Here is a 25,128-nt window from a genome sequence, read left to right on the forward strand (position 1 = left end):
AACGGGTCAATGGTGGCGCACGACGAGGTCGACCTCTCCGAGTTGGACTGCAAGGTCTTCGTGGACGGGGCGGCCGGCCGGCATGAGTTGAGCGGTTGGATCGCGGGCGCGGTCGGTGGCGAGGTCTCCGAGGACGGCGTCGTTGCCGATGGCCTTGAGATCCTCGTCGACGACAACGATGACGCCGGCGGCGGGGACAAGACGGTCCGCCGGGGCGGGTTTCTGTTTTTCGACAACGTGGCGGAGATCTATTTCGCGCCGGGGGTCGATCTGGACCGGCGTGTCGGTTTCGTCTCCGCGGTTCTGGAGGATCTGTGGCGGCGCGGACTTCCGGCCGTGGCGGCATGCGATTACGAGGACCGGCTTCTGCGCGAAGGCGGGGTCGCGGAGACCGCTCCGTCGCCGTCGCGAACCGTGTGGTTCCGGGCCGGAGACTCCGGTTTGGACGAGGAAGTGACCGAGGATGAAGCCCGCGCCTCGGGTTCGTATTCGCGAGCACTGTCCGATTCGTCGGGACACCTGGTGCGCCAGGAGTGGTATCGCGAGGGCGAACTGATTCAGATCCGGTACTTCGCCGGCGAGCTCGGATCGATCCGTGCTGAGCACGCCCGTGATCATCCCGGGATCGAGTTCGCCGTTCTCCGCGAGGAGCCTGCACCGGCCGGGTTTCGGTGGGGGTTCATGGCTCGGTATGCCGCGGACGGGCACCCGATCGCGTACTCGACCGAACTCGTCGATCCGGATGACGAGGCGGTCATGATGCTGGAGTACGACGGGGACGGGGAGCTTCGGGTCATCACGAAGTTCTGGGACGAGATGCCGGACGAGGCGGGCATGTTGTTCGAGTACGGCGCGGACGGCAAGAACGTGGTCGTCGGCGATCTGGAGGAGGGCGACACCCTGCGTTTCGACGAGGTCATCCGGGCGCTGCCCGAGCCGGACTTCTACGCCGACGGCTTCGCGCTTCCGCCGCAGCTGGCGGGCACGCCGATCCCGTCCGTGCGGGACCGCTTCCAGGGCTCCTAGAGCGCCCTCTCGTAGCAGACCGAGATGTCCGAGTTGACGTACGCGCCGTACCGCGGGATGGGGTGGTACCCCTCGCGTTCGTAGAAGCGGATCGCGTCGGGCTGGGCTGTGCCGGTCTCCAGGCGCAGCGTGGTCCAGCCTCGGGTTCGCGCCTCGGACTCCAGGCTTCGCAGGATGGCGGTGGCTACGCCCGAGCCGCGGCCCGCGGGTGTCACGTACATCCGTTTTACCTCGGCCGACGCCTGGTCGAGCCGGCGCAGGGCGCCGCAGCCGATCGCCTGGCCGTCGGGGGATACCGCCACCAGGAAGACGTCGATGTCGTGGGCCGTGGGGATGGCGCCGGGCTCGTGGTCGTCGCTGCCGTAGCGAGCGTCCAGCTCGATGCGCTGGGCCTCGCGCAGGGCCGCTCCGGCCGGGTCGTCCCAGTCTCGCTGCTCGATGGTCCAGGTCATCGCGCATCCCTCCTCGTAACAAGCGTTACGGTAACATTCGTTACGGAAAGAGGAGGCGAGACCCGTGTCACGTACGGCGGATCGGCCCGCCCAGGAGGAAGCGCTGTCCCGCGCGGTGTGGGACGTGCTCGCCCAGCAGGGGCTGGAGCGGTTGACGGTGCGGGCCGTCGCGACCGCGGCCGGCTGTACGACCGGGCTGGTCATGCACCGCTTCCCCAATCGGCGGGCGCTGCTGCGGCACGCGCGCGAGCTGCTGCACGAGACCAGCCGCCGCCGGGTCGAAGCGCTCGAGGCCGCGGCTGGTTCACCCCGCGAGGCGTTGCGCGCGGTGCTGCGCCAGGGGATGGCGATCGACGCCGAATCGATCAACGGCAGCGTGGTGTGGATCGGGTTCCTGGCCGCCGCGTTCGCCGATGACGAGCTGATCGAGATTCACCGCCGCAACAACGGGCTGTGGCGGCAGCGGCTGGAACGCCTGGTCCGGGCGGCCGCGCCGGAGTGGCCGGCGGCGCGGGCGGCGACCGTGGCGGTCGCGCTGGGCGCCATGGTCGAGGGCGCGGCGGCGTTCGCCGCCGCCGACCCCGCCGCCTACCCGGCGGACCTGCAGGAAGAGCTGCTGGGCGCGACCTTGACGGCGTACGGGCTGGCGGATTGAGAACAGAGGCGGCGAGGGGCGGCGGATCCGCCGCCCCTGTCGTCGGCCGTCAGGACAGCGAAATCGCTACCCGCTCAAGCGCGTCGTACGACTCCTGCATGCCGCTCTCCATGCCGGACTCGAGGATCGCGTCGCGGCCCGCCTTGTCGCGCATCTCGGTGAGCGACTCGAGGTAGGTGCGCCCGTCCTTCTCGGTCAGTGTCACGGTGACCAGCGCGGCGTTGCCGTCGGGGTCGGGGATGCCCTCGAAGGCCTCGGTGTTGACCAGCCGTTCCGGGGCGGCGATCTCGCGGAACTCGCCGTGGAAGGCGACCTCGAACCCGCCGTTGGCGGTCATCACGTAGCGCCAGCTGCCGCCGACCCGCAGGTCGACCTCGACGCTGGTGACCGAGCCGCGCTCGCCGGACCACCAGCGTTTGATCAGCTCGGGCTCGGTGTAGGCGCGCCACACCAGGTGCCTCGGCGCGTCGAACTCGCGGGTGATCAGGATCTGGTTGTCGGCCGGGAGTGTCACCTTGGCCGAGCCACTAGTCGGTGCCATCTGCTTCCTCCTCTTTGAGATCCGCCAGGACGGTGTCCAGCAGGTCGAAACGGGCGTTCCACTGCTGCTCGTATTTGCGCAGCCAGTCGTGGATCGAGCGCAGCGGCCCGGCGTTCAGCCGGTAGAGCCGGTGCCGGCCCTCGTCGCGGACCCGCACCAGGTCGACCTCGCGCAGCACCCGCAGGTGTTTGGAGACCTGCGGCTGGGCGAGGCCGAGTGCCACGACCAGGTCGTTGACCGGGCGCTCGCCCTGGGCCAGCAGGTCGAGGATCTGCCGGCGGCGGGGCTCGGCCACCGCATTGAACGCGTCCGTCGTGGTTGCCGCTCGTGCCATGCCCAAACCATATACCCATAACGGAATACGTCAAGCCGTCATGCGTACGGAAGGAAAGGTCTTGATCTTTCAGTCGTCTCCGGCCATGGCGTTGAGCGCCTTCGCCAGCGTGGGGAGGTCGAGGTCGGCCAGGTGGTCGAAGATGTGCCGGCGGACGCTGGCCAGGTGGGTGGGCCAGGCCTCCTCGAGGCGGGCCAGACCCTGCTCGGTCAGTACGGCGTTCCAGCCGCGGGCGTCCGAGTCGCACTTGGTGCGTTTCAGGAAGCCCTGCGCCTCGAGCTTGGCGGCCAGCCGGGTCATCCCGCTGAGGGACATGTCGCAGGCCAGGGCCAACTCGGTCATCCGCATGGAACCGCACCGCGACTCGGAGAGGTTGCGCAACACGCTGTACTCACTCGCGGACATTCGCTGATCGCGCTCGAGGTCGGTGGTCAGGGCTCTCGGCAGCACGAGCATGAGGCGGCCCAGCGCACGCATGACCGCTTCCTCCTCCGCGGTGAGCGGAGTGATCCCTGGTGGGAGTGCTGGGGCGGACATGAATTCGATCCTACGACCGGGGCGCACGCGCTTGATCGGCTCGCCAGTGTGGCCTGGGGGATGCTTGCTCTCCAAGCTACGCAATGCACAATGCTCTGGTGCAAAACCAGACAACTAGTGACTCATGGCGGCAACTGCTCGAAATGCCACGAAAGTCTTGGTGGGCCAGGCTGCCGTTCGGGGTACGGATGGCGGTCGGCGCCAGTGCGCTGCTGATCGTGGTCGGCGGTGGTGCCGCCGGCGTTGCCGCCTTCACCATGGGCGGTGACCAGAACTCCCGGATCGTGACCGAGGCCGGGCAGGCGGCGGTGGCCGCACCGGCCATGCCGCAGACCGGCGGCGGGGCGGCGGCGGTCCGGCCGCCCGTCTTCGGCCGGCATGCGGCACCCGTCGACGCCGATGCCCGGGGCGCGAAGCCGGCCGACCGGACCGCCACCCGCGATCCCGGGGGATACCGTCCACCGCCGAGGTCGGCGACCGGAACGCTGATCGACCCGCCGCCGGCGGCGGCAGCCCCGCGGGCCGCGGTGGCCCCGCCCGCCGCACGTCCCGGGACGGTCGCGGCCCCGGTGACCACCATCCGGACCGAGGTGGAGACCCGGGAGATCCCGTTCGAGACCCGGCTGGTCCGCGACCCCGGCCTGCCGCGCGGTGAGAAGCGGATCGAGGCGCCCGGCGTGCCCGGCGTGGAGACCCTGCGCTACCAGGTCACCGTGACCGACGGCCGGACCGTCGCGCGCGATCTGATCGACGCGACCGTCACCCAGCAGCCGCAGCACCGGATCGTGGCGTTCGGCACGCAGCGCTTCGCGGACCGCGATCCCGAGTGCGGGCGCGGGCTGCACGTCTGTGTGCCGCTGGGCCGCGACGCGGGGTGCCCGGAGTCGGCCGAGACCGGTGTGGTCGGTCTCGGCGGGTCGGTCACCGTTCTCGATTCCGACGTGGCGCTCCTCGCCGAAATCCCGGAGTTGGCCTGCTGAGCGAGAATCCGCTGGGCACGAACGGGGGACCAGGGGAAGACTGGATCTCGTGCCGCTGAGCGATGAACGTCTGATCGAGCTGGCCCGCCGGGTGGCCGAGGTGCCCGGCGCGGTCGGCATCGTGCTGGGTGGCAGCCGGGCGCGCGGCTCGCACGCCGACGACTCCGACACCGACGTCGGTCTCTACTACCGCCATCCGCTCGACGTCGACCGGCTGGACCGGCTGGCCAAGTCGGTCGCCGGGCCGTCGGCCGTGGTCACCGCGCCGGGCGGCTGGGGTCCGTGGGTGGACGGCGGCGGCTGGCTCAAGATCGACGGGAACCCGGTCGACTGGATCTACCGCGACCTCGACCGGGTGCTCGGCGTCTGGGCCGACGCCGAACAGGGGCGGTACGGGTTCCATCAGCAGACCGGGCACCCGCTCGGCTTCCCCGACCACACGTACGCGGGCGAGCTGGCGCTCAGCCGGATCCTGGTGGACCCCACCGGGGAGCTGACCGCGCTGCGGGAGAAACTGCTCGTCTTCCCGCCCAAACTGGCCGAGGCGCTGGTGAACGGCCTCTGGGAGGCAGACTTCCTGGTCGCGCTGGCCCGCAAGGCGGTCTCCAGGCGGGACACCGCCTACGTGGCCGGGTGCCTCTTCCGGATGGTCGGGGTGTGCGCGCACGCCCTGCACGGTGCGGCCGGCCGCTGGCTGATCAACGAGAAGGGCGCGGTGGCCGCGGCGGCCGCGCTGCCGGGCGCGCCGGAGCGGTTCCGGCAGCGGGTCGACGCCGCCTTCGCCGGGATCGACGGCGACCCGTTGCGTTTGTCCGAGGCGATCGACGTGGCCGCGGATCTCGTGCTGGAGACCGCCGACGCGTGCGCGATCATGATGCGGTGACGCTGCCTACGATCCTCGCCGGAAGTGCCGGATTCATCCGGGGACCGCGTGGCCCCTATGACCTTCGTCCGGGCCTGATCCACCGCTTTGCCGGTAAACTTTCCGGTTCGCCGGAACCCAAGATCTGCTTCCTGACCCAGGCCACCGGTGACCCGCAAACGTTGATCGGAGCCTGTTACGCGGCGTTCGCCGGCACCGCGTTTCGCCCGTCCCACCTGCAGTTGTTCCCGATGCCCAACATCGCGGACATTCGCGGACATCTGCTGAACCAGGACGTCATCTGGGTCGAGGGCGGTAGCGTCGCCAACCTGTGCGCGGTCTGGCGGGCGCACGGGCTCGACGAGATCCTGCACGAGGCCTGGCAGGAGGGCGTCGTGCTGGGCGGCGTCTCGGCCGGATCGATCTGCTGGCACCAGGGCGGCAGCACCGACAGCTACGGTCCCGAGCTGCGCGGCTTCACCGACGGGCTGGGCTGGCTGCCGTACAGCAACGGGGTGCACTACGACGCCGAGGCGCAGCGGCGGCCGAAGATGCACGAGCTGATCGGCAACGGCACGCTGGGCGACGGGTACGCCACCGACGACGGCGCCGGCCTGCTCTACCGGGGCACCACCCTGGCCGAGGTGGTCGCGGACCGGGAGGGGCCGAAGGGGTACGAGGTGACCAGGACAGCGGACGGCTCGGTAGTGGAGACGCCGCTGCCCACCCGGGTGCTCCGGTGTGCCGCGTAAAGCAGGATCACGCGGCGTAGTGCAAGATCACGTTGTGTACGTGCTGGGTCTTCTCCACGCCGCGGAACTCGACCTCGTGCTGGTGCGTGCCGACGGTGATCACGATGGTGCCGGAGGAGAAGAACTCGCCGGCCCAGCTCTTGTTGCTGACCACGCTGACGCTGCTCACCTTGCTGTACGGGATGCTGGTGATCGCGAACCGCTTACCGACGAATGACTTGTCCTGGATGATGATCCGCCGGTTGGTCAGCCCGATGAAGCCGGTGCCGGCCCCGATCGCGTCGTAGACGGCGATGATCTGCTCGCCCTCGAGCAGGCCGCTCTGGATCTGCTGGAGTTGGCCCTTGTTGTCATAGATGACGTCGCTCATGGGGCATGAGCGTAGCTACGGCGTGCTGGCGATCACCGTGCGGTAGAAATCCTCGATCCGCGCGGCCAGGGTCACCTCACCGTCGGTGATGGCGTCGCCGTCTCGATCGCCCAAACAGATCTGAGTGTGACCGTCGAGGCGCCGGATGCTGGGGCGTATGTGCAGTGTGTCCGCCGCCACCTTGATTCGTTCCGTCAATGCGGCATGCTGACTTTCGTCGCACGCCAGCTCGCGCTTCAGCTGAACGCCGTCACGCGTCCACCCGTTCAGTAGGCCTATCGCGTCGGTCAGATAGTCGGAGCGGGTACCCCGTCGTTTTCTGGCCCGCATCGCCGCACCCCCTAGGCGTCGTTGCCGGCTTGTGGCCAAACTGTCGCCGTGTCGTCATGGTCGGTGCCCACAGTCTTGCCTTCCACGACAATCATGTCCACGCCCACATATACGTGTTTGCGTGACGATCGGGACGCCTCGGACAACCTGAACGGTGAACTTTTATGGGAAGCTTTGATCTCATGCCGGGGGAACAGCACGTCAGCGCCGTGAAGTCACGGAAAGTAATCGTGGCGGCGGCGATCATCACCGAGGGTCGCGTCCTCGCCTGCGAACGGTCCGCACCACCCGAGGTGGCCGGCCGCTGGGAGTTCCCCGGCGGCAAGGTCGAGCCCGGCGAGACCGACGAGCAGGCCCTGGCCCGCGAGTGCGTCGAGGAGCTCGGCGTCCGCGTCGAGGTCGGCGAGCGCATCGGCCCGGACGTCTCGCTCGCGCACGGCCGGGCGGTCCTGCGGGTCTTCGCCGTTACCCTGCTCGGTGACGACCAGCCGCAGGCGCTCGAGCACACCGCCATGCGCTGGCTGTCCGCGGACGAGCTGGACAGTGTGCCCTGGCTCCCCGCGGACAAGCCGATCGTCGCCGCGCTACCGCCGTTACTGCTCTGAGTACGTCTTCCGGAGCTCCCGCTTCAGCACCTTCATGCTCGGGCCGAGCGGCAGCGACTCGACGAAGCGCACCTGCCGCGGGTACTTGTGGCGGCCGAGCTTCTCCTTCGACCACTCGATGAGCTCCTCGGCCGTGACGCCGCCCGGGTCGGGCACCACCACCGCGCAGATCTCCTCGCCGTGCACCGAGTCGGGCACGCCGATCACCGCGACCTGCACGACGGCCGGGTGCCGGGCGAGCGCCTCCTCGACCTCGCGCGGGTAGACGTTGAAGCCGCCCCGGATCACCAGGTCCTTCTTGCGGTCGACGATCGAGATGAAGCCGTCCGCGTCCTTGGTGCCCAGGTCGCCGGTGCGGAACCAGCCGTCCACCACGGCCTGCGCGGTCGCCTCGTCGTTGTTGAGGTAACCGGCGAAGACGTTGTGCCCGCGGATCACGATCTCGCCGAGCTCACCGGCGTCCAGCAGCTCGATCCGCTCGTCGATCTCGGCCCGGGCGATCTCCACCTCGACACCCCAGATCGGGTGGCCGACGGTGCCGGCCCTGGTGCCGAACGCCGGTTGGTTGGTGGTCGCGGTGGGCGAGGTCTCGGAGAGGCCGTACCCCTCGAAGATCTTCGCCTGAAAAACCTCATCAAACTTTTCGAGTACGGCTACCGGCAGCGAGGCGCCACCCGACACGCACAGCCGCAACTGCGGAAGACGGTCGGCCTTGGGGGCGGCCTCGAGCAGCCCGATATACATCGTCGGGACGCCGTGGAAGATGGTCACGTTCTCCTTGACCATCAGATCGATCGCGGCCTCACCGGAGAAGCGCGCCTGCAGCACGAGCGTGCCGCCGAGCCGGAAGGTCCCGTTCATCCCGACCGTCTGCCCGAACGTGTGGAACAGCGGCAGGCAGCCCATCACCACGTCGCCCTGCTTGAGGTCATGGATGTCGAAGACGTTCACCATGGTGTTCATCACCAGGTTGAGGTGGGTGAGCAGGGCACCCTTGGGCTTGCCGGTGGTGCCGCTCGTGTAGAACACGACCGCCACGTCCTCGGCCTCACGGCTCACGTAGCTCCGGAGCGGCACGCCCTGCTCGGCGGCGTCCTCGAGGCGTTCCACCCCCGGCACGGCCGGCCCGACCGAGACGATCTTCGTGCCGGTCAGCGCGGCCGCTGCGGTGGCGTTGGCGAGTTGCGAGGAGTGCGCGACAAGCAGCGTGGCGCCGCTGTCCCGCAGGACGTACGCGTTCTCCTCCGGCGTGAGCAGCAGGTGCATCGGGACTATCGTGGCGCCGGCCGCGAGCACGGCGTAGTAGACCCGGGGGAAGTCGGCGAGGTTGGGGATCTGGATGGCAACGGTGTCGCCGGGCCCGACGCCGAGTTCATTAAGGCCTGCGGCGTAGGCAAGGGTCTGGGACCACAAATCGCGGTAAGTGACCCGCTCGCCGGTGGCGCTGTCGATCACCGCCAGCTGGGAGGGATATTTCCGGGCCGCCTCGGCCAGGACGGTGGCCAGCGACAACTGTGTCATGCCAGGTGCCCTCCGATCTTCGTGTACCCGCGGAGCAGGTCGCGGGAGATGATCAGCCGCTGCATCTCGTCGGTGCCCTCGTAGATCCGCATCAGGCGGACCTGCCGGTACCAGCGCTCGATCGGGAGTTCGCGGGTGTAACCCATGCCGCCGTGGATCTGCATGACCCGGTCGACGACGCGGTTGACCATGCCCGCGCCGTACAGCTTGGCCATCGATGAAGCGTGCCTCGGGTCCCAGCCCTGGTCAACAGTCCAAGCCGCGCGCAGGATCAGCCAGCGGGCGGCCTCGATCTCCACCTCGGAGTCGGCGATCATCCACTGAAGTGCCTGGTTTGTGCCGATCTTCGCGCCGAACGTCTCGCGCGTGTTCGCATAGTCGATCGCCATGCCCAGCGCCCGCTCGGCAATGCCCAGGGCGTTGGAGGGGATGAGGTAGCGGCCCTTGCCGATCCACTTCATGCCCAGCTCGAAGCCCTGCCCGATCTCGCCGAGGATGTTGCGGTGCGGAACCCGCACATCTTCGAAGATCAGCGAGGCGGGCCCGCCCTCGCCCATGGTCTGGATGAACTCCGACCGCCAGCCCATCGACTTGTCGACCAGGAACGCGGTCGCGCCGCCCTTGCTGGCCTTTTTCGAGGGGTCGGTGACGGCCACGACGATCGTGAAGTCGGCGTCGTTGCCGTTGGTGATGAACGTCTTCTCCCCGTTCAGCACCCAGTCGTCGCCGTCGCGGACGGCCCGCAGCTTGATGTTGGCGGCGTCGGAGCCGGCGCCCGGCTCGGTGATCGCGAAGCAGGAGATGCGCTCACCCTCGATGGTGGGCAGCAGGAACTCGCGCTTCTGGTCCTCGTTGGCGTAATACAGGATGTTGTCGGCCTCGCCGCCGAACTTGAACTGCACGAAGGTGCGGCCCACCTCGGTCCAGATCAGCGACTGGAGGAGGGCGGGGAGATCCATCCCGCCGTACTCCTCCGGGGTGCTCAGGCCCCAGAAGCCGAACTTCTTCGCCTTCTGTTGCAGCTCGCGAAGCTCGCTGAGCTCCAGGCCGGGTTGATGGCGGCGCTCGCGGAGCAGCGCCTCCTGCTCCAGCGGCATGACCTCTTTGGTGATGAACTGACGAGCCGTATCGCGAATCGCACGTTCCTCGTCGGTGAGCGAGAAGTCCATGTGCTTAAACTAGCGGTGTAAGTTTTAACACGTCCAGTGCGAATTCCTTGGAGAATCCTGTGGCCCGACCGAGGCAGGCGTTGCTCACCCGCGAGCGCATCGTGGCGGCCGCGGGCGCCCTGGTCGACGCCGAAGGCCTGGACGCGCTGTCGGTGCGCCGGCTCGCCACCGAGCTCGGCGTGCAGGGCCCGTCGCTCTACAACCACTTCCCGACCAAGGCCGACATCGTCGATGCGGTCGCCGACGCCGTCGTCGAACAGGTCGACCTCTCGGTCTTCGGCGAGAAGCCCTGGCCCGAGGCCCTCCGGAGCTGGGCCCTGGAATATCACGCGGTGCTGGCCGCGCACCCGAACGTCGTGCCCGTCCTGGCGCAGGGGCCCGGCCGTCGCCCCGCCGGCCTCGCCATGGCCGAGGCGGTTTTCGGCGCGCTGGTCGACGCCGGCTGGCCACCCGCGCGCGCCACCCACATCGGCGCGCTCATGCGTTACCTGGTGACCGGTTCCGCCCTCGGTTCGTTCGCCCTGGGCTTCGACATCGACCCCGAGCTCTACGACCGTTACCCCCATCTGCACAACGCGCCCCGTCTGGCGGCGCATCATGAAGCCGTGGACGAAGGCGCCTTCACCCTCGGCCTCGACCTGCTCATCAACGGCCTGCTGGCTCAGTTCGAAGGGACCCGCCGATGACCTCGCTCGACCGTCCGCTCCTCTACATTGGCGGAGAGTGGGTGCCGCCGTCCACCTCGAAAACCATCCCTGTGGATAACCCGGCCACCGAGGAAACCATCGCCCAGGTGCCGGCCGGATCGGCCGAGGACGTCGACCGGGCCGTGACCGCCGCGCAGGCCGCCTTCGACGGCTGGGCCGGCCGTTCGATGGCCGAGCGCGGCGAGGTTCTGGACCGCCTGCACACCGCCCTCGCCGCCCGGGCCGGCGACATCGCGAAAACCGTCGGGCTCGAGCTGGGCACGCCGCTCAAGGTCGCGAAAGCGGTCCAGGCCGGACTTCCGCTCACGGTCCTCCGTGGGTACGCCGACCTGGCCGTACGCCCGGTGCCGGACGAGACGATCGGCAACTCCCTGATCGTCCACGAGCCGGTCGGCGTGGTCGGTGCGATCACCCCGTGGAACTACCCGCTGCACCAGGTGGTGGCGAAGGTGGCGGCGGCCCTGGCGGCCGGCTGCCCGGTCGTGCTCAAGCCCAGCGAGCTGACGCCGCTGGTGGCCTACCTGCTGTTCGACGCGGCCGAGGAGGCGGGCGTGCCGGCCGGCGTGCTCAACCTGGTCACCGGCACCGGCGCCGAGGTGGGCGCGGCCATTGCCGGTCACCCCGGCGTCGACATGGTGTCGTTCACCGGCTCGACGGCGACCGGCCGGGCCATCACGCACGCGGCCGCCGACCGGATCGCGCGGGTCGCCCTGGAGTTGGGCGGCAAGTCGGCCAACGTCATTCTCGAGGACGCCGACGTGGTGAAGGCGGTGAAGGTCGGGGTCGGCAACGCCTTCCTCAACTCCGGGCAGACCTGCACGGCCTGGACCCGGATGCTGGTGCACCGCTCGCACTACGACGAGGCGGTCGAGCTGGCCGCCAAGACCGCCGCGGGTTACACCGTCGGCGACCCCTTCGACGAGGGCACCCGGCTCGGGCCGCTGGTGTCGAAGGGGCAACAGGACCGGGTGCGTGGATTCATCGAGCGCGCCACCGCCCGCCTGGTCGCCGGTGGCCTGGACGCGCCGGTCCCCGGCAAGGGTTACTTCGTGGCGCCGACCGTGTTCGCCGACGTCGATCCCGCCGGTGAGCTGGCCCAGGAGGAGATCTTCGGGCCGGTTCTGTCGATCATCCCGTTCGACGACGACGACCACGCCGTGGCGATCGCCAACAACTCGCGCTACGGCCTGGCCGGCGGCGTGTGGGGATCGGACGCGCGTGCGCTGGCGGTCGCCCGCCGGATGCGCACGGGTGCTGTCGACGTCAACGGTGGCGCCTTCAACCCGTTTGCCCCGTTCGGCGGATACAAGCAGTCCGGTGTCGGACGGGAGTTGGGCGAGTACGGTCTGGCCGAGTTCCAGCAAACGAAGGCGATTCAACGATGAGCGCTTACTTCAACGGGGTGGTCGTGCGATCGGCCGGGGAGCGGCCGGCCGTCGAGGAGTTGCGGCTGCCCGAGATCGGCCCCGGCCAGGTGCGGGTGCGCATCCGGGCGGCCGGCGTCTGCCACTCCGATCTGTCCATGGTGAACGGCACCGTCCGATCCCCGTACCCGCTGGTCATCGGCCACGAGGCGGCCGGCGAGGTGGTCGAGGCCGGCGAGCACGTCACCCGGGCCGCGGTCGGTGACCACGTCGTGCTCAACTGGCAGCCGCCCTGCCGCGAGTGCTGGTTCTGCGAGCGCGGCGAACCGTGGCTGTGCGCCACTTCGTCCGGCGTGGCCGCCCTGGAGAACGGCATCACCCTGGACGGCGCCCCGGTGCATGTCTCGCTCGGCCTGGGCGCCTTCGCCGACTACGTGGTGGCTCCCGCCAACGCGGTGATCCGGGTGCCGTCCGAGCTGCCCTTCGAAAAGGCCGCCCTGCTCGGCTGCGGCGTGCTCACCGGAACCGGCGCGGTCCGCAACACCGCCCAGGTGGCCCCGGGCGAGTCGGTGGTCGTCATCGGCCTCGGCGGCGTCGGCCTCTCGGTGGTCGCCGCGGCCCGCGCCGCCGGCGCCGCCGACGTGATCGCGGTGGACGTGTCCGAGGCCAAGAAGGGCCTGGCCGAGGCGGCCGGTGCGACCGACTTCGTGGTGTCCTCGGACGCGCTGTCCAAGGAGATCCGGGTCCGCACCTCGGGCCGCGGCGCCGACCACGCCATCGAGTGCGTCGGCCGATCCGCCACGATCCGCGCGGCCTGGCGGGCGACCCGCCGCGGCGGCCGGGTCACGGTGGTCGGCATGGGCAGCAACGACGACCTGGTCCAGCTCTCCGCGCTGGACATCTTCTCCTCGTCCCGCACGCTGCGCTCGTCGGTGTACGGTGCCGCCGACTTCGACACCGAGATTCCCCGGCTGGCCGCCGACGTCCTCTCCGGCGAGCTGTCGGTGGACCACCTGATCTCCGACCGGATCACCCTGGCCGACGTGCCCGAAGCCTTCGACCGGATGTCCCGTGGGGAGGGCGCCCGCTCGGTGGTCCAGCTCTGATGCGACCGGCGCCGGGCGAGGTGCTCCACTTCTCGGAGGATCCGACGATCGAGCGCTTCGCGCCGCACGTGGCGCCGACCTCGGCGGAGACCACGCCGTACGTCTGGGCGGTGGATGCGCGCAGCGCGCCGAGCTATTGGTTTCCGCGTCAGTGCCCGCGCGCGATGGCCTGGGTGCGGGAGGGCACGACCGACGCCGATCGGGACCGGATCATCGGTCCCGGTGGCGGCGAGCGGGTGCACGCCATCGAGTACACCTGGTGGGACGCGATGCGCACCACCAGGCTGTACGCGTACCGCTTCGCGGCGGAGGCGTTCGAGCCGCTCGCCTCACCCGCCGCCGAACCGCACGCCATGGTGTCGACCGAGCCGGTGGTTCCGCTCGGGCCGCCCGAGCCGGTCGGCAACCTGATCGACTGCCACGCCGCCGCCGGCATCCAGCTACGCCTGCTGCCCAACTTATGGCCGTTCTGGGACGCGGTCACCGCCGGCACCCTAGGTCACAGCGGCATCCGCCTGCGCAATGCGGCGCCACGCCCAGAGCCAGACCAATCGAGATATTCAACTACTTGACGATGCGTCATCCCGTGCCTACTGTCCCGATCAAGCGTTCGGCTGGGGCGGAACGCCAACCCATCCATTGTGGCTTCACGGGGAAGACGGTGGCGTTGGTGCGTGAGCGGGCGCGTTCCTGCATGTCCATTTTCGTCGCATTTCTACTGTCTTCCAGCTCGATAGCGGTGGTCGGCGCGGCGCCCTCGGCGACCGCGGCGCCGAAGGCAAGCTGTCCCGACAGCGCCGCCGACGCGACGGCGGCGGCGCGGGCCGCGGCGAGTTGCCGAGGCCGGGTCGAGGTGCTCTCCGAACTCGGCGAGCGGACCCGGGTCTTCGCCAACCAGAACGGCTCCTTCACTGCCGAGAGCGCCGCGACCGTACAGCGGGTCAAGAACTCGACCGGCCGCTGGGTCAAGCCCGATCCGACCCTGCACCGCGACGCCGACGGGCGGATCGCGCCGGCCGCGACCTCGATGCGGATCTCGTTCTCCGGTGGCGGCACCGGCGCGGCCGCGACGATCGGCAAGGGCGAGTCCGAGCTGGGCCTGCACTGGCCCGCCGCGCTTCCGGTCCCGACCCTGGCCGGCGCCAACGCCACGTACGCCGAGGTCCTGCCCGGCGTCGACCTGGTACTTACCGCCCGGGCCGAAGGGTTCTCCGAGGTCCTAGTGGTCAAGAACACCACCGCCGCGGCCAACCCGGCGCTGTCCGCGGTCCGGTTCCGGACGACCACCACCAAGCTGCGGCTCCGCCAGGACACGACCGGCTCGCTGACCGCGGTCGACGGCGCCGGCGCCACGCTCTTCGGCTCGGGTAACCCGGTCATGTGGGACTCGGCCAAGTCCGGTGACCGGCGGCCCGCCCGGGTGGTCACCCCGGGTGCCAACCGGCGCGCGATGCCGCTCCGGCTGACCGGCGATGAACTGGTCATCCAGCCGGACACCGCGATGCTGCGGGACCCGGCCACGAAGTTCCCGGTCTACATCGACCCGGCGCTCGGCCGCACGGCCTGGACGATGATCAACAGCAAGTACCCGTCCCAGTCCTACTGGAGCTACGACCGGTCCGACTGCCCGGATCCGTACGGGGCGATCCAGTGCGCGAAGGTCGGCTACACCAACGACCCGACCGGCATGATCTACCGGTCGCTGTTCTCCTTCGGGATCTCCAGCCTGCGGAGCAAGCACATCCAGGACGCCAAGCTGTCGATGGACACCGTCTACTCCTGGACGAACAACGACTACGGCACCCAGGTCCGGGTCGCCGGCGCGATCAGCTCCAGCACCACCTGGTCGAACAACTCGGGCAGCTGGGGCGGGGTGGTCGCGACCGCGAACAGCCACGCCCACGACAAGGTGCGGCGGCGCACCGAGTGGGGCGTCACCTCCGCGGTGTCGACCGCGGCCGGTGGCACCAGCAACACCCTCACCTTCGGGCTCCGGGCGGTCGACGAGACGACCGTCAACCAGTGGAAGAAGTTCGACGCCGGTACGGCGCTGCTCGCCGTCATCTACAACTCGTACCCGAACGTGCCCGACACCATCACGGTCGGCGGTCAGCCTTGCACGCGCGGGGCCGGTCAGCCGTACATCCGAACCCTGACGCCGGCGCTGAAGGCCCGGCAGACCGACCCCGATGGCACGGCGCGCCTGCTCAAGGGCTGGTTCTACTGGTACAACCAGGGCGGCGCCCGGACCGGGACCCAGACGGTCTCGCAAGCGTCGATCGTCTCCGGGCAGTACGCGAACGCCACCATCCCGGCCGGGAAGCTGGCCGACGGTGGCAAGTACATCGTGCAGGCCATCACCCACGACGGCATCGACTACGGCCAGTACTCGGCGAACTGCGAGTTCACCGTCGACATATCGGCGCCGGGTGCGCCCAGCGGGGTGATCTCGACGACCTACCCGAACGACGGCCAGCTGCACGGCGGCGTCGGCACCGCGGGTAGTTTCGTGCTGCAACCGCCAAGCGGTGTTCCGACCGACTTCGCCGGGTACGCGTGGACGCTGGACCCGGCCATCAGCGCGGCGGCGGCCAACCAGGTCGCGGCCACCCAGGCGAGCCCCACCGCAACGATCTCGATCACGCCCACGGTCGACCAGCAGTACACCCTGCGGGTGTGGTCGCGGGACAAAGCCGGCAACTTCTCGGCCCCATTCGACTACACCTTCAGCGTCCGGGCCGGCACCGGGCCGGACGCCCGCTGGACCTTCGATCGGTCGGACGGCACTGACGTCAGCGGGCATGGCAACCCGGTCACCCCCACCGGGACCTGGGCGACGGGGCGTGGTGGCTACGGCTTTGCTCTGCAGCTGAACGGCACCTCCCAGTCCGCCGTCACCACCGGGCCGATCGTCACCCGGGACCCGAACACCGGCGCCGCCACCACCGTGCACTCCAACGGCAGCTTCACGGTGGCCGCCACCGTGAAGCTGGATTCCCTGGCCGGTTCGGGGCAGCGGGTGGTGGTCGCCCAGAACGGCGCGAACACCTCCGCCTATCTGCTCAGCTACTCGGTCGCCGACCAGAAGTGGCGGTTCGCGGTCGCGCAGTCCGATGTGGGCTCGCCGACCACCGTGGCGGTCGTGTCCAACGACGTCGCGTCCACCACCGCCTGGACCAGGCTGCTGGCCACCTATGACGGCACCACGCATGCCCTGCGTCTCTACGTGAACGGCATCGCCCAGACGGCCACCGCGACCTCGACCACGTTCGACGCCACCGGAACGGTGACGATCGGCCGGATGGGCTCGGGCGGCTACTTCCCCGGGGCCATCGACGACGTCCGGATTTACGGGCGGGCGCTGAACAGCGCCGAGAGCGAGTTCAAGCTGATCGGCTTCCCGAACCCGCCGAGCTTGTCATACAACGGCGGCACCAAGGCGTATGTCGGACAGAACCTGCAACTGGTGATCAGCGCTGCTGGCGACCCCGCCGTCACGAAGGTGAAGTACCAGCTCGGTTCGACCCCGCCGGTCACCGTGACACTGCCGAACCCGGGCGAGTGGGCCACCGTGACCGCCACGTCGTCCTTCGTCGACAAGCCGAGGTTCTCCGCCTGGGCCATCGACTCGGCCGGCAACGAATCACCGGCCGTGTGGGTCGACCTGGAGTTCGCTGAGGCACCGGCCCTGAACGGCCAGGTGACCGACTGGAAAACCGGGAACCCCCTGAGCGGTGTCACGGTCTCGTTGACGCCCGGTGATCTGACGCGAACCACGGATGCGGCCGGCGCCTACTCGTTCACCGGGCTGGCGGATCAGGACTACGTCGTGACTGCGGCCTTCGGTGGCTCGGGCTGCTCGAACCGGATCGCCACCTCCGCGGTTCGGACCAGCGCCGCGACCACCGTGAACCTGGCGCCCGCACCGTCGACGATCGACCGCTTCGGCTACCGGTGTGATCTGGCCGCGAACACACCCTTCATCGCGGGCACCACGAAGCTGAACCTGACGGGCGATGACGTGGTCAGTGACGCGATCGCGCTGCCATTCTCGATGCCCTACTTCGGCAAGTCGTACGACCAGGGGTGGGTCTCGTCGAACGGCGCGATGACCTTGGTGGACCCGCACGGCGATATCGGCTACTCGCCTGTCAGCCTGCCGGCCCGCGACTACGCGCCGGTAGCCGGGCTCATCCCGTTCTGGGCCGACCTGTACCTCGACGATCAGGCCGGCGTCTACACCAAGGCCGAGGGAAGCGGAACCACCCAGCGATTCGTGATCGAGTGGCGCAACATCCGCTTCTGGTGGGACGACCCGGCGGCCGCCACCCGCTTCAGCTTCGAGGTCGTGCTCATCGCCAACGGCGACATCACTTTCAACTACTCCGGTCTCTACGACGACCAGTCGATGGGCGGGGTCGCCGCGGTCGGCATCACCAGCCCGGGCGGGGCGTACGCGGTGCAGCACTCGTTCGAGACGCCCGACCTGAACAGCAACCTGGCCGTGACGTTCGACTACCCCGAGGACGCGTGGCCGATCCCGACCTACACGGTCTCCGGGACGGCCTACTACAACGGCCAGATCGCGCCGAACACCTACGTCTACATGGAGGGCCACGAGCAGTGGACCGACGGCGACGCCCGGTTCCAGTTGCCCGACGTCGAGGAGGGAACGTACGACCTGTGGGGGCTGGGCGGTTGCGTGCGCACCAACCAGCCGAACGTGGTCGCCGATCAGGACGTGAACGTAGACCTGAACCTGCTGGCGTGGACCGATGACTGGGACGCCAGCTGTGCGGCGACCACGACCGCCTTCATCCCGGGTACGACCCCGGTAACTCTCGCCGGCGAGGACCCGGTGCCCGTACCGCTGGGATTTGAAATGCCGTTCTTCGGTCGTCAGGTCTCGAGCGTGGGCGTGGTGGAGACGGCGCAGATCCAGTTCAACACCGATGCCGCCGGCGCCGAGTTGGGCGGCGGCCTGTGGGTCTGGCCGGCCAGCTACGTGGTTCTCGACGGCCAGTCGCAGCTGCTGACCGGCCACACCGGTGCGGCGCCGAGCCGGAAGACCGTCCTCGAATGGCGGAACGTGGTGCTCACCGATCATCCCGACGTCCGATTCACGTTCGAGGTCGTCTTCGCCGAGAACGGTGACCAGACCGTGGTGTTCAAGGACCTGCCGGACATGGCGGCTATCGACAACCACATCGAGATTTGGACGTGGGGCCCGGATCGCCAGGGCATCAATTACTACGAGACGGTCATGCGCGCGCTTCGTGCCGGACAGGCTGTCACCTTCTCCCAGCCCGTCGCCGGCTGAGCCGGATCACACCCCCATGCGCACCCGGAGGTCTTCGGTGAAGTCCCGTCTCATCACGGCGGTGGCACTGGCCCTGTCGGCCGTTCTCGTCGTCACCCTGCAGCAGCAGCCGGCATGGGCGGCCAAGCCCAAGCCGTACACCCCGCCGACTCCGGCCGCTCAGCCCAGCATCGCCGTGCGGGGCGTTGCGGCGAAGCCGGCCCCGCCCGGCTTCGCCAAGCTCGCCTCCGCCCAGCCCGCCCCGGTCTGGCCGAAGGCGACCAGCGCGGACGTGGCGGTCGCCGCGACCGACAGCGCGCCGATCAGCTTCCACGCCGCCGGCACCGGCAAGGCGCGGCCGTCCAAGATGCACGTGGACGTGCTCGACCGGGCCACCGCGGATCGCGCCGACGTCGCCGGCCTGCTCTTCCGGGTAGGGCGGGCCGACGGTTCGAACGCTGCCGCTCCGGTCGGGGTCACCGTCGACTACAGCAAGTTCGCGACGGCGTACGGCGGTGACTGGGCGACCCGGCTCAGACTCGTACGGCTGCCGGAATGTGCCCTGACCACTCCGGAGCGCAAAGACTGCGCCGGGGCCGAGGTACCCACCCGGAATGATGTCGCCGCGAAGCGGGCGACCGCGGACGTCGCCGTTGGGGCGACGACGCTCATGGCGCTCGCCGCGGCACCGTCCGGGCCGTCCGGCAACTACGGCGCGACCAGCCTCAACGCCTCCGGCACCTGGTCGGCGGGCAGTTCCTCGGGCAACTTCTCCTGGTCGTTCCCGATGCGGGTGCCGCCCGGTCTGAACGGGCCGTCGCCGACGCTGGAACTCGGCTACTCGTCCCAGTCGGTCGACGGGCGGATGGTGTCGTCGAACAATCAGCCGTCCGAGGTCGGCGAGGGCTTCGAACTCGGCACCAGCGGTTTCATCGAACGGCGTTACAAGAACTGCAGCGCGGACACCTCTGGCGGAAACAACGCGGGTGACGCTGACAAGTACGCCGACGACCAGTGCTGGGTCACCGACAACGCGTCGATGACCCTGGGGGGCAGCGGCGGCGACCTGATTCGCGATGCCGCGAACGCCAACCTGTGGCATCTTCGCAACGACGACGGTTCCAAGGTCGAGCGCCGGTTCGACGCGGACAACGGCACCTATAACGGCGAGTGGTGGGTCGTCACCACGGTCAACGGCACCCAGTACTGGTTCGGCCGTAACAAGTTGCCCGGCACGACCGGTGCCACCACCAGGTCGGCCTGGACGGTGCCGGTCTTCGGTAACAACACCAACGAACGCTGCCATCAGAGCACCTTCGCCGCGTCATCCTGCGTGCAGGCCTGGCGATGGAACCTCGACTACGTCGTCGACCCGCACAACAACACGACGTCGTATTGGTACGACACCGACTCGAACAACTACAAGTCCGGCACCGGCAGCGTGAAGTCGTACGTCCGGGCCGGTTACCTCGACCACGTCAGCTATGGCACCCGAGTCGAACCCGACTCGGCCACCGGCACCGACACGGTCTTCAACGGGCATGCCGCGGCGCAGATCGACTTCGCCTACGGCGACCGTTGCCTGAGCGCCTGCACCACCCACGACGCCGCCCACTGGCCGGACACCCCGTGGGACCTGGCTTGCACCAGCACCACCACGTGCGACCTGCTGATGCCCTCGTTCTACAGCACCCGCCGGCTCGCCAGCGTCACCACGAGCACGTACGAGGTACTCACCGGCAACTTCCGGCCGGTCGAACGGTGGACTCTGACCCATTCCTTCCCCGACCCGGGCGACGGCACCCGGGCCGGCCTGTGGCTTGCCAAGATCGGGCACGCCGGCCTGGTCGGCGGCACCACCACCATGCCGGACGTCACGTTCACCGGCCGGGCCCTGCCCAACCGGGTCGACGCGGTCGACAACGCCCCGGCGATGAACTGGCCGCGCCTCACCGACATCAACAGCGAGACCGGCGCGATCGTCCACGTCGACTACCTCGAGAGCGACTGCACGCCCACCACCAAGCCGACCAACCCGTCGACGAATACCAAACGCTGTTACCCGGTTCGCTGGTCGCCGCCCGGTTACCCGCAGCAGACCGACTACTTCAACCGGTACGTCGTCAACGAGGTCACCGAGACCGACCGCACCGGCGGGGCCACCAGGGTGTTGCACCACTACACCTACATCGGCTCGCCGGCCTGGCACTACACCGACGACGACGGGATCATCTCGGACGACGCGAAGACCTGGTCGCAGTGGCGCGGCTACCAGAAGGTCGGCGTCACCACCGGTGACCCGGGCGGCCAGACGTACACCGAGTCCACGTATTTCCGCGGCCTGAACGGCGACTTCCTGTCCGCCACATCGACGCGGTCGGCCACCGTGCCCGACTCGCTCGGTGGTTCGTTGCCGGACGACGACGCCTTCACCGGAATGGTCCGGGAGAGCCGGGTCTTCAATGGGCCCGGCGGGGCCGAGGTGTCCGGCGAGATCAACGACCCGTGGAAGTCGGCCGCCACCGCCACCCGCACCATCGGCGGTGCCACCGTAGAGGCCCGCTTCATCAACACCGAGGGCACCCACTCGCGCACCACGCTGGACCACGCGCCGTGGACCCGTACGACCTACACCAAATCCACCTTCGATGCGTACGGCATGGCCGTGCGCACCGACGACTTCGGCGACGAGGTGGTCACCGGCGACGAACAGTGCACCGCCACCACCTACGAACCGCGCAACGGCACGCTGTGGCTGATGTCGCTGCCACAACGCGTCCAGACGTACGCGTTGAGCTGCGCCAACATCGCCGGCACCGTTGCCGAGGCCGATGTCATCGGCGATGCCCGCACGTACTACGACGGTCATGACTACGGGGTCGCGCCGACCAAGGGCGACGTCACCAAGACCGAGCAAATGAGCGTCTACAGCACCACCAGCCCGACGTACGTGCAGGTCACCCGCTCCGCCTACGACACGCTCGGTCGTGTCGTCGAGTCCTGGGACGCGCTCGACCGGCGCTCGGCGACCGCCTACACGCCGGCCACCACCGGCCCGGTCACCCAGACCGTCGACACCAACCCGATGGGCTGGACCGCGGTCAGCACCATCGAACCGGCCTGGGGCCTGGCCACCTCGACCGTCGATGTCAACCAACTGCGGACCACGCTCAAGTACGACGGGCTCGGCCGGCTGAAAGCCATGTGGTCGCCCGGCCGGGACTACACCTCCGACACCCCCGACGTGGCGTACGACTACCTGGTCCGCACCGACGGCGTGAACGCGGTGACCACCAGCCACCTCAATCCCGGCGGCGGGGTCACCAAGTCGTACACCCTCTACGACGGCCTGCTGCGCACCCGGCAGACCCAGACGGCCTCGCCGGCCGGCGGCCGGATCCTCACCGACACGTTCTACGACGCGGCCGGGCGGGCCTACCTGAGCAACGGCGCCTACTACGATAAGACCGGCACCCCCGGCGCCACCCTGGTGCAGCCGATCGCCCAGGAAGACATTCCCAACCAGACCAAGACGGTGTACGACGGTGCCGGGCGCCCGGTCAGCTCGGTCTTCCAGCCGAAGACGGTCGAACGCTGGCGCACCACCACGGTGTACGGCGGTGACCATGTCGACGTCCAACCGCCGGCCGGCGCGACCGCCTCGTCGACCTGGACCGACGCCCGCGAACGCACCATCCAGCTGCGGCAGTACCCGACCCGCAGCGCCACCGGCACCGACTACGACCACACCGACTACGCCTACAACCGCAAGGGCCTGCTCGAATCGGTCACCACGCCGGACGGCAGCAAGTGGACCTACGCGTACGACCTGCGTGGCCGCACCACCAGCAGCACCGACCCGGACGCCGGGAAGACCCTGAGCAAGTACGACAACGCGGGCCGCCTCACCGCGACGCAGGACGGCAACAACGTCGCGCTGACCTACACCTACGACGCGCTCGACCGGAAAACAGGCCTGTACAAGGGCACCGGCGTCTCGTCGTCCGGCCAGCTCGCCCAGTGGGACTACGACCAAGCGACCTTCGCCGACGGGACGACCCCGGTAAAGGGCCAGCTCTTCCAGTCCAACCGGATCGACGGGATCAACCGGTACGTCACCGCGGTGAAGCAGTACGACGAGCATTACCAGCCACTCGTGTCGGCCGTGACCATCCCGACCTCGGAGTCCGGGCTGAACGGCACCTATCAGTTCACCACGGGCTACAACCCCGACGGGAGCGTGCGCGCCAGCACCTATCCGGCAACCGGCGACCTGCCGTCGGAGACCCTCCTGTACGGCTACAACGCCTATGACCAGCCAAAAACATTGATGAACCTCTATTACGAGGTTGAGACGAGCATCGTCTCCGACAGCCAGTACGACGCCCTGGGTCATGCCACCCAGTACACCCTTTACACCGGCTTCTTCTCCGGTCAAGGCGGTCGCGCCTACCTCAACTTCCAGAACGACCTGACCACCGGCCGGCTCAACCAGATCAGCGTGCGCCGCGACAGCGCCTCGCCGAACACGGTCAGCAACCTGGAATACACCTACGACGACGCCGGCAACGTCACCAAGATGGCCGACACCGCCACCGCCGACAACCAGTGCTTCAGCTACGACCGTTACCAGCGGTTGGCCGAGGCCTGGACTCCGGGCGGCGGGGACTGCGCGGCCACCCCGGCCACCGCGAGCCTGGGCGGACCGGCCCCGTACTGGCAGAGCTACAGCTACACGTTGGGCGGCGCCCGCGCCAAGCTGGTGGACCACGGCACCCCGAACGGCGACGTCACTACCGACTACACCTTCACCGACAGCACCCCGGCGGACCCGCTCACCGGCCAGCCGCATGCCCTGCGCGGCACCACGACCACCGACAACACCGGTTCGCGTACGGCCGCGTACACCTACGACAAGGCCGGCAACACCAAGACCCGCCCCGGCCCGAACGGCACTCAGACCCTGGTTTGGGACGCCGAGGGCAACCTGCAGAGCGTCACCGACACCGCCGGCAGCTCCAGTTATGTGTACGACGCCGACGGCAACCGCCTGATCAGCCGGGACACCACCGGCAAGACCCTCTACCTGCCGGGCGAGGAACTGCGCTACACCAACAGCACGGGCGCGACGAGCTGCACGCGTTACTACTCGTTCGGCGGCGGCACGGTAGCCCAACGCACTTCGGCGGGTCTGGACTGGCTGGCCGCCGACCATCAGGGCACCCAGAATGTCAGCATCGACGAGCAGACCCAGACGTCGACAATCCGCCGGCAGACGCCCTTCGGTACGGCGCGGGGCCAGGCGGTCTCCTGGATCAACACGAAGGGTTTCGTCGGGGGCACCGCCGACCCGACCGGTCTGACCCATCTCGGTGCTCGCGAGTACGACCCGGCGCTGGGCCGTTTCATCTCGGTCGACCCGGTGCTCAACAGTGGTGACCCGCAGTCGATGGAGGGCTACGCGTACGCCCTGAACAACCCGATCGTCCACGCCGACCCGTCCGGCCTGATGGTCGCCAAGGACCCAGGCGACCACACCACCACACCGGACAAGTACTTCAACCACGGCTCCCAGTCGGATGGCGACGACAAGCCGGCCAAGAAGAAGGAGAAGAAGAAGGGCTGTGGCTGGAACGCCTGGTGCCACACCAAGAAGGCCGCCACCGCCACCGTCAACTTCGTAGACGAGCACAAGGCCGCCATCGCGGGCGCCGTGGTTGGCGTGGCGGTCGGTGTCGGCTGCGGCTTCGCCATCGGCTGGACTGGGGTGGGTGCGGTCGCCTGCGGGGCCTTGGCCGGCGCGGTCGGCAGCATGGTCCAGTACGCGATCGAGACGAAGGTCGAGCACAAGGGCAACTTCAGCCTCGGCGGAATGCTTATCCAGGGCGCGATAGGCGGCGTCATCGGCGGAGCGACGGGCGGCTTGGGCTCGATAGGCGGCGCCGGCATCAAAGCCGGCGTGTCGACGCTCGCTTCCGGGGGTGGCGCCAAGCTGGCGGTAGCCGCCGGGAACGCCGCCGCAAAGAAGGAAGCCGGCAACATCGTCGGCGGCCTCAGCCGAGGCGCCTTTACGAGATCGGCCTCCAACGCTGCTGCGGGCGCGGCTGATGGCGGCGTCAGCGGTGGAGCAGCCAGTGTAAACGCTGGTGTCGGACTCACGAACGACTTAAAGACGGCCCAAGCCGCGAATCCGCTCGTCGAGTCCTTGCGAAGCACCGGGAAGCTTCCCTCGAACTATGTCACCAAGGCGCAGGCGGGAGCAGCGGGTTGGGAGCCTGGCAAGGCAATTTGGAACCACGTACCCGGTGGCCAAATTGGTGGGGATGTCTTCGAGAACAGCACGGGTGTGGTGCCTGCTGCTGCCGGACGAAGCTGGTCTGAAGCCGATGTGGGTCTGGTCGGTAGCATGAAGCGGTCCAAGCAGCCGGGAACTCGCCTGCTGTACTCCAATGACGGCCTTGCCTACGTCACAAATGACCACTACGAGTCCGTTTTTCAGCTGCCCAATTGGAAATAAA

At 68.9% G+C, this 25,128-nt stretch carries 20 protein-coding genes; 12 read left to right on the forward strand and 8 right to left on the reverse strand.

Annotated elements, in window-relative coordinates; translation table 11 throughout:
* The first annotated feature begins 9 nt into the window (after positions 1 to 9).
* A complete protein-coding gene (locus Ato02nite_RS37460; protein WP_213011435.1) occupies positions 10 to 1,026 on the forward strand; it encodes a hypothetical protein in 1,017 nt (338 codons plus the stop codon).
* Here Ato02nite_RS37460 and Ato02nite_RS37465 read toward each other — a convergent pair.
* Entirely contained in the window at positions 1,023 to 1,478 is a 456-nt protein-coding gene (locus Ato02nite_RS37465; protein WP_213011436.1) for a GNAT family N-acetyltransferase, read from the reverse strand. The genes Ato02nite_RS37460 and Ato02nite_RS37465 overlap by 4 nt on opposite strands.
* A 64-nt stretch (positions 1,479 to 1,542) precedes the next feature.
* Between Ato02nite_RS37465 and Ato02nite_RS37470 the strand changes: the two genes are divergently transcribed.
* Positions 1,543 to 2,133: a TetR/AcrR family transcriptional regulator gene (locus Ato02nite_RS37470; RefSeq protein ID WP_246607914.1), complete on the forward strand. Its 591-nt coding sequence runs from the start codon at positions 1,543 to 1,545 to the stop codon at positions 2,131 to 2,133.
* A gap of 49 nt (positions 2,134 to 2,182) precedes the next feature.
* Here the strand turns inward: Ato02nite_RS37470 and Ato02nite_RS37475 are convergent, their stop codons facing one another.
* From Ato02nite_RS37475 to Ato02nite_RS37485, 3 genes are all read right to left on the reverse strand, one after another.
* Positions 2,183 to 2,674, reverse strand: a complete 492-nt coding sequence (locus Ato02nite_RS37475; protein ID WP_213011437.1) for an SRPBCC family protein — start codon at positions 2,672 to 2,674, stop codon at positions 2,183 to 2,185.
* Positions 2,661 to 3,008, reverse strand: a complete 348-nt coding sequence (locus Ato02nite_RS37480) for an ArsR/SmtB family transcription factor (protein ID WP_213011438.1) — start codon at positions 3,006 to 3,008, stop codon at positions 2,661 to 2,663. Before Ato02nite_RS37480 ends, Ato02nite_RS37475 begins: the two co-directional genes overlap by 14 nt.
* A gap of 69 nt (positions 3,009 to 3,077) precedes the next feature.
* Complete coding sequence (locus tag Ato02nite_RS37485) at positions 3,078 to 3,545, reverse strand: MarR family winged helix-turn-helix transcriptional regulator (RefSeq protein ID WP_213011439.1); 468 nt, start codon at positions 3,543 to 3,545, stop codon at positions 3,078 to 3,080.
* A 143-nt stretch (positions 3,546 to 3,688) separates the two neighbouring features.
* Between Ato02nite_RS37485 and Ato02nite_RS37490 the strand changes: the two genes are divergently transcribed.
* From Ato02nite_RS37490 to Ato02nite_RS37500, 3 genes are read left to right on the forward strand one after another with little or no spacing between them, the layout of a single operon-like run.
* Positions 3,689 to 4,525, forward strand: coding sequence for a G5 domain-containing protein (locus tag Ato02nite_RS37490; protein ID WP_213011440.1), 837 nt, complete (start codon positions 3,689 to 3,691; stop codon positions 4,523 to 4,525).
* A gap of 49 nt (positions 4,526 to 4,574) precedes the next feature.
* Positions 4,575 to 5,408, forward strand: a complete 834-nt coding sequence (locus tag Ato02nite_RS37495) for a nucleotidyltransferase domain-containing protein (protein ID WP_213011441.1) — start codon at positions 4,575 to 4,577, stop codon at positions 5,406 to 5,408.
* 2 nt (positions 5,409 to 5,410) lie between these two features.
* A complete protein-coding gene (locus tag Ato02nite_RS37500) occupies positions 5,411 to 6,139 on the forward strand; it encodes a Type 1 glutamine amidotransferase-like domain-containing protein (protein ID WP_438873100.1) in 729 nt (242 codons plus the stop codon).
* 7 nt (positions 6,140 to 6,146) lie between these two features.
* Here the strand turns inward: Ato02nite_RS37500 and Ato02nite_RS37505 are convergent, their stop codons facing one another.
* Together Ato02nite_RS37505 and Ato02nite_RS37510 are read right to left on the reverse strand one after the other, a co-directional pair.
* The gene (locus Ato02nite_RS37505) at positions 6,147 to 6,509 is read right to left on the reverse strand and encodes a PH domain-containing protein (protein ID WP_203812376.1); all 363 of its coding nucleotides are present in this window, start codon (positions 6,507 to 6,509) and stop codon (positions 6,147 to 6,149) included.
* Between the two features lie 15 nt (positions 6,510 to 6,524).
* Positions 6,525 to 6,839 (reverse strand): pterin dehydratase, encoded by a 315-nt coding sequence (locus Ato02nite_RS37510; protein WP_213011443.1) that lies wholly within the window; start codon positions 6,837 to 6,839, stop codon positions 6,525 to 6,527.
* A 182-nt stretch (positions 6,840 to 7,021) separates the two neighbouring features.
* Here Ato02nite_RS37510 and Ato02nite_RS37515 point away from each other — a divergent pair, with 182 nt between their 5' ends.
* Positions 7,022 to 7,444, forward strand: a complete 423-nt coding sequence (locus Ato02nite_RS37515; protein WP_213011465.1) for a (deoxy)nucleoside triphosphate pyrophosphohydrolase — start codon at positions 7,022 to 7,024, stop codon at positions 7,442 to 7,444.
* Here the strand turns inward: Ato02nite_RS37515 and Ato02nite_RS37520 are convergent.
* Both Ato02nite_RS37520 and Ato02nite_RS37525 read right to left on the reverse strand, forming a co-directional pair.
* Positions 7,433 to 8,965: a long-chain-fatty-acid--CoA ligase gene (locus Ato02nite_RS37520; RefSeq protein ID WP_213011444.1), complete on the reverse strand. Its 1,533-nt coding sequence runs from the start codon at positions 8,963 to 8,965 to the stop codon at positions 7,433 to 7,435. The two genes, Ato02nite_RS37515 and Ato02nite_RS37520, sit on opposite strands and share 12 nt — an antisense overlap.
* On the reverse strand, positions 8,962 to 10,134 hold the full coding sequence (locus Ato02nite_RS37525) for an acyl-CoA dehydrogenase family protein (RefSeq protein ID WP_213011445.1): 1,173 nt from the start codon (positions 10,132 to 10,134) through the stop codon (positions 8,962 to 8,964). The genes Ato02nite_RS37520 and Ato02nite_RS37525 overlap by 4 nt, the downstream gene beginning before the upstream one ends.
* Positions 10,135 to 10,193: 59 nt before the next feature.
* On the opposite strand from Ato02nite_RS37525, the gene Ato02nite_RS37530 reads away from it, so the two are divergent.
* The 6 genes from Ato02nite_RS37530 (at position 10,194) to Ato02nite_RS37555 (ending at position 25,127) form a co-directional block, all read left to right on the forward strand.
* The gene (locus tag Ato02nite_RS37530) at positions 10,194 to 10,820 is read left to right on the forward strand and encodes a TetR/AcrR family transcriptional regulator (protein ID WP_213011446.1); all 627 of its coding nucleotides are present in this window, start codon (positions 10,194 to 10,196) and stop codon (positions 10,818 to 10,820) included.
* Positions 10,817 to 12,226 carry an aldehyde dehydrogenase family protein gene (locus tag Ato02nite_RS37535; protein WP_213011447.1) on the forward strand — a complete coding sequence of 470 codons (1,410 nt, stop codon included), beginning with the start codon at positions 10,817 to 10,819 and terminating at the stop codon, positions 12,224 to 12,226. The genes Ato02nite_RS37530 and Ato02nite_RS37535 overlap by 4 nt, the downstream gene beginning before the upstream one ends.
* On the forward strand, positions 12,223 to 13,311 hold the full coding sequence (locus Ato02nite_RS37540) for an alcohol dehydrogenase catalytic domain-containing protein (RefSeq protein ID WP_213011448.1): 1,089 nt from the start codon (positions 12,223 to 12,225) through the stop codon (positions 13,309 to 13,311). Before Ato02nite_RS37535 ends, Ato02nite_RS37540 begins: the two co-directional genes overlap by 4 nt.
* The gene (locus Ato02nite_RS37545) at positions 13,311 to 13,883 is read left to right on the forward strand and encodes a DUF6886 family protein (protein ID WP_213011449.1); all 573 of its coding nucleotides are present in this window, start codon (positions 13,311 to 13,313) and stop codon (positions 13,881 to 13,883) included. The genes Ato02nite_RS37540 and Ato02nite_RS37545 overlap by 1 nt, the downstream gene beginning before the upstream one ends.
* Before the next feature lie 122 nt (positions 13,884 to 14,005).
* Positions 14,006 to 18,631 (forward strand): NIDO-like domain-containing protein, encoded by a 4,626-nt coding sequence (locus Ato02nite_RS37550; protein WP_213011450.1) that lies wholly within the window; start codon positions 14,006 to 14,008, stop codon positions 18,629 to 18,631.
* Positions 18,632 to 18,668: 37 nt separating this feature from the next.
* Entirely contained in the window at positions 18,669 to 25,127 is a 6,459-nt protein-coding gene (locus tag Ato02nite_RS37555; RefSeq protein ID WP_213011451.1) for an RHS repeat-associated core domain-containing protein, read from the forward strand.
* Position 25,128 lies beyond the last annotated feature (1 nt).

The sequence above is a fragment of the Paractinoplanes toevensis genome (genome assembly GCF_018332695.1).
GTDB lineage: Bacteria > Actinomycetota > Actinomycetes > Mycobacteriales > Micromonosporaceae > Actinoplanes > Actinoplanes toevensis.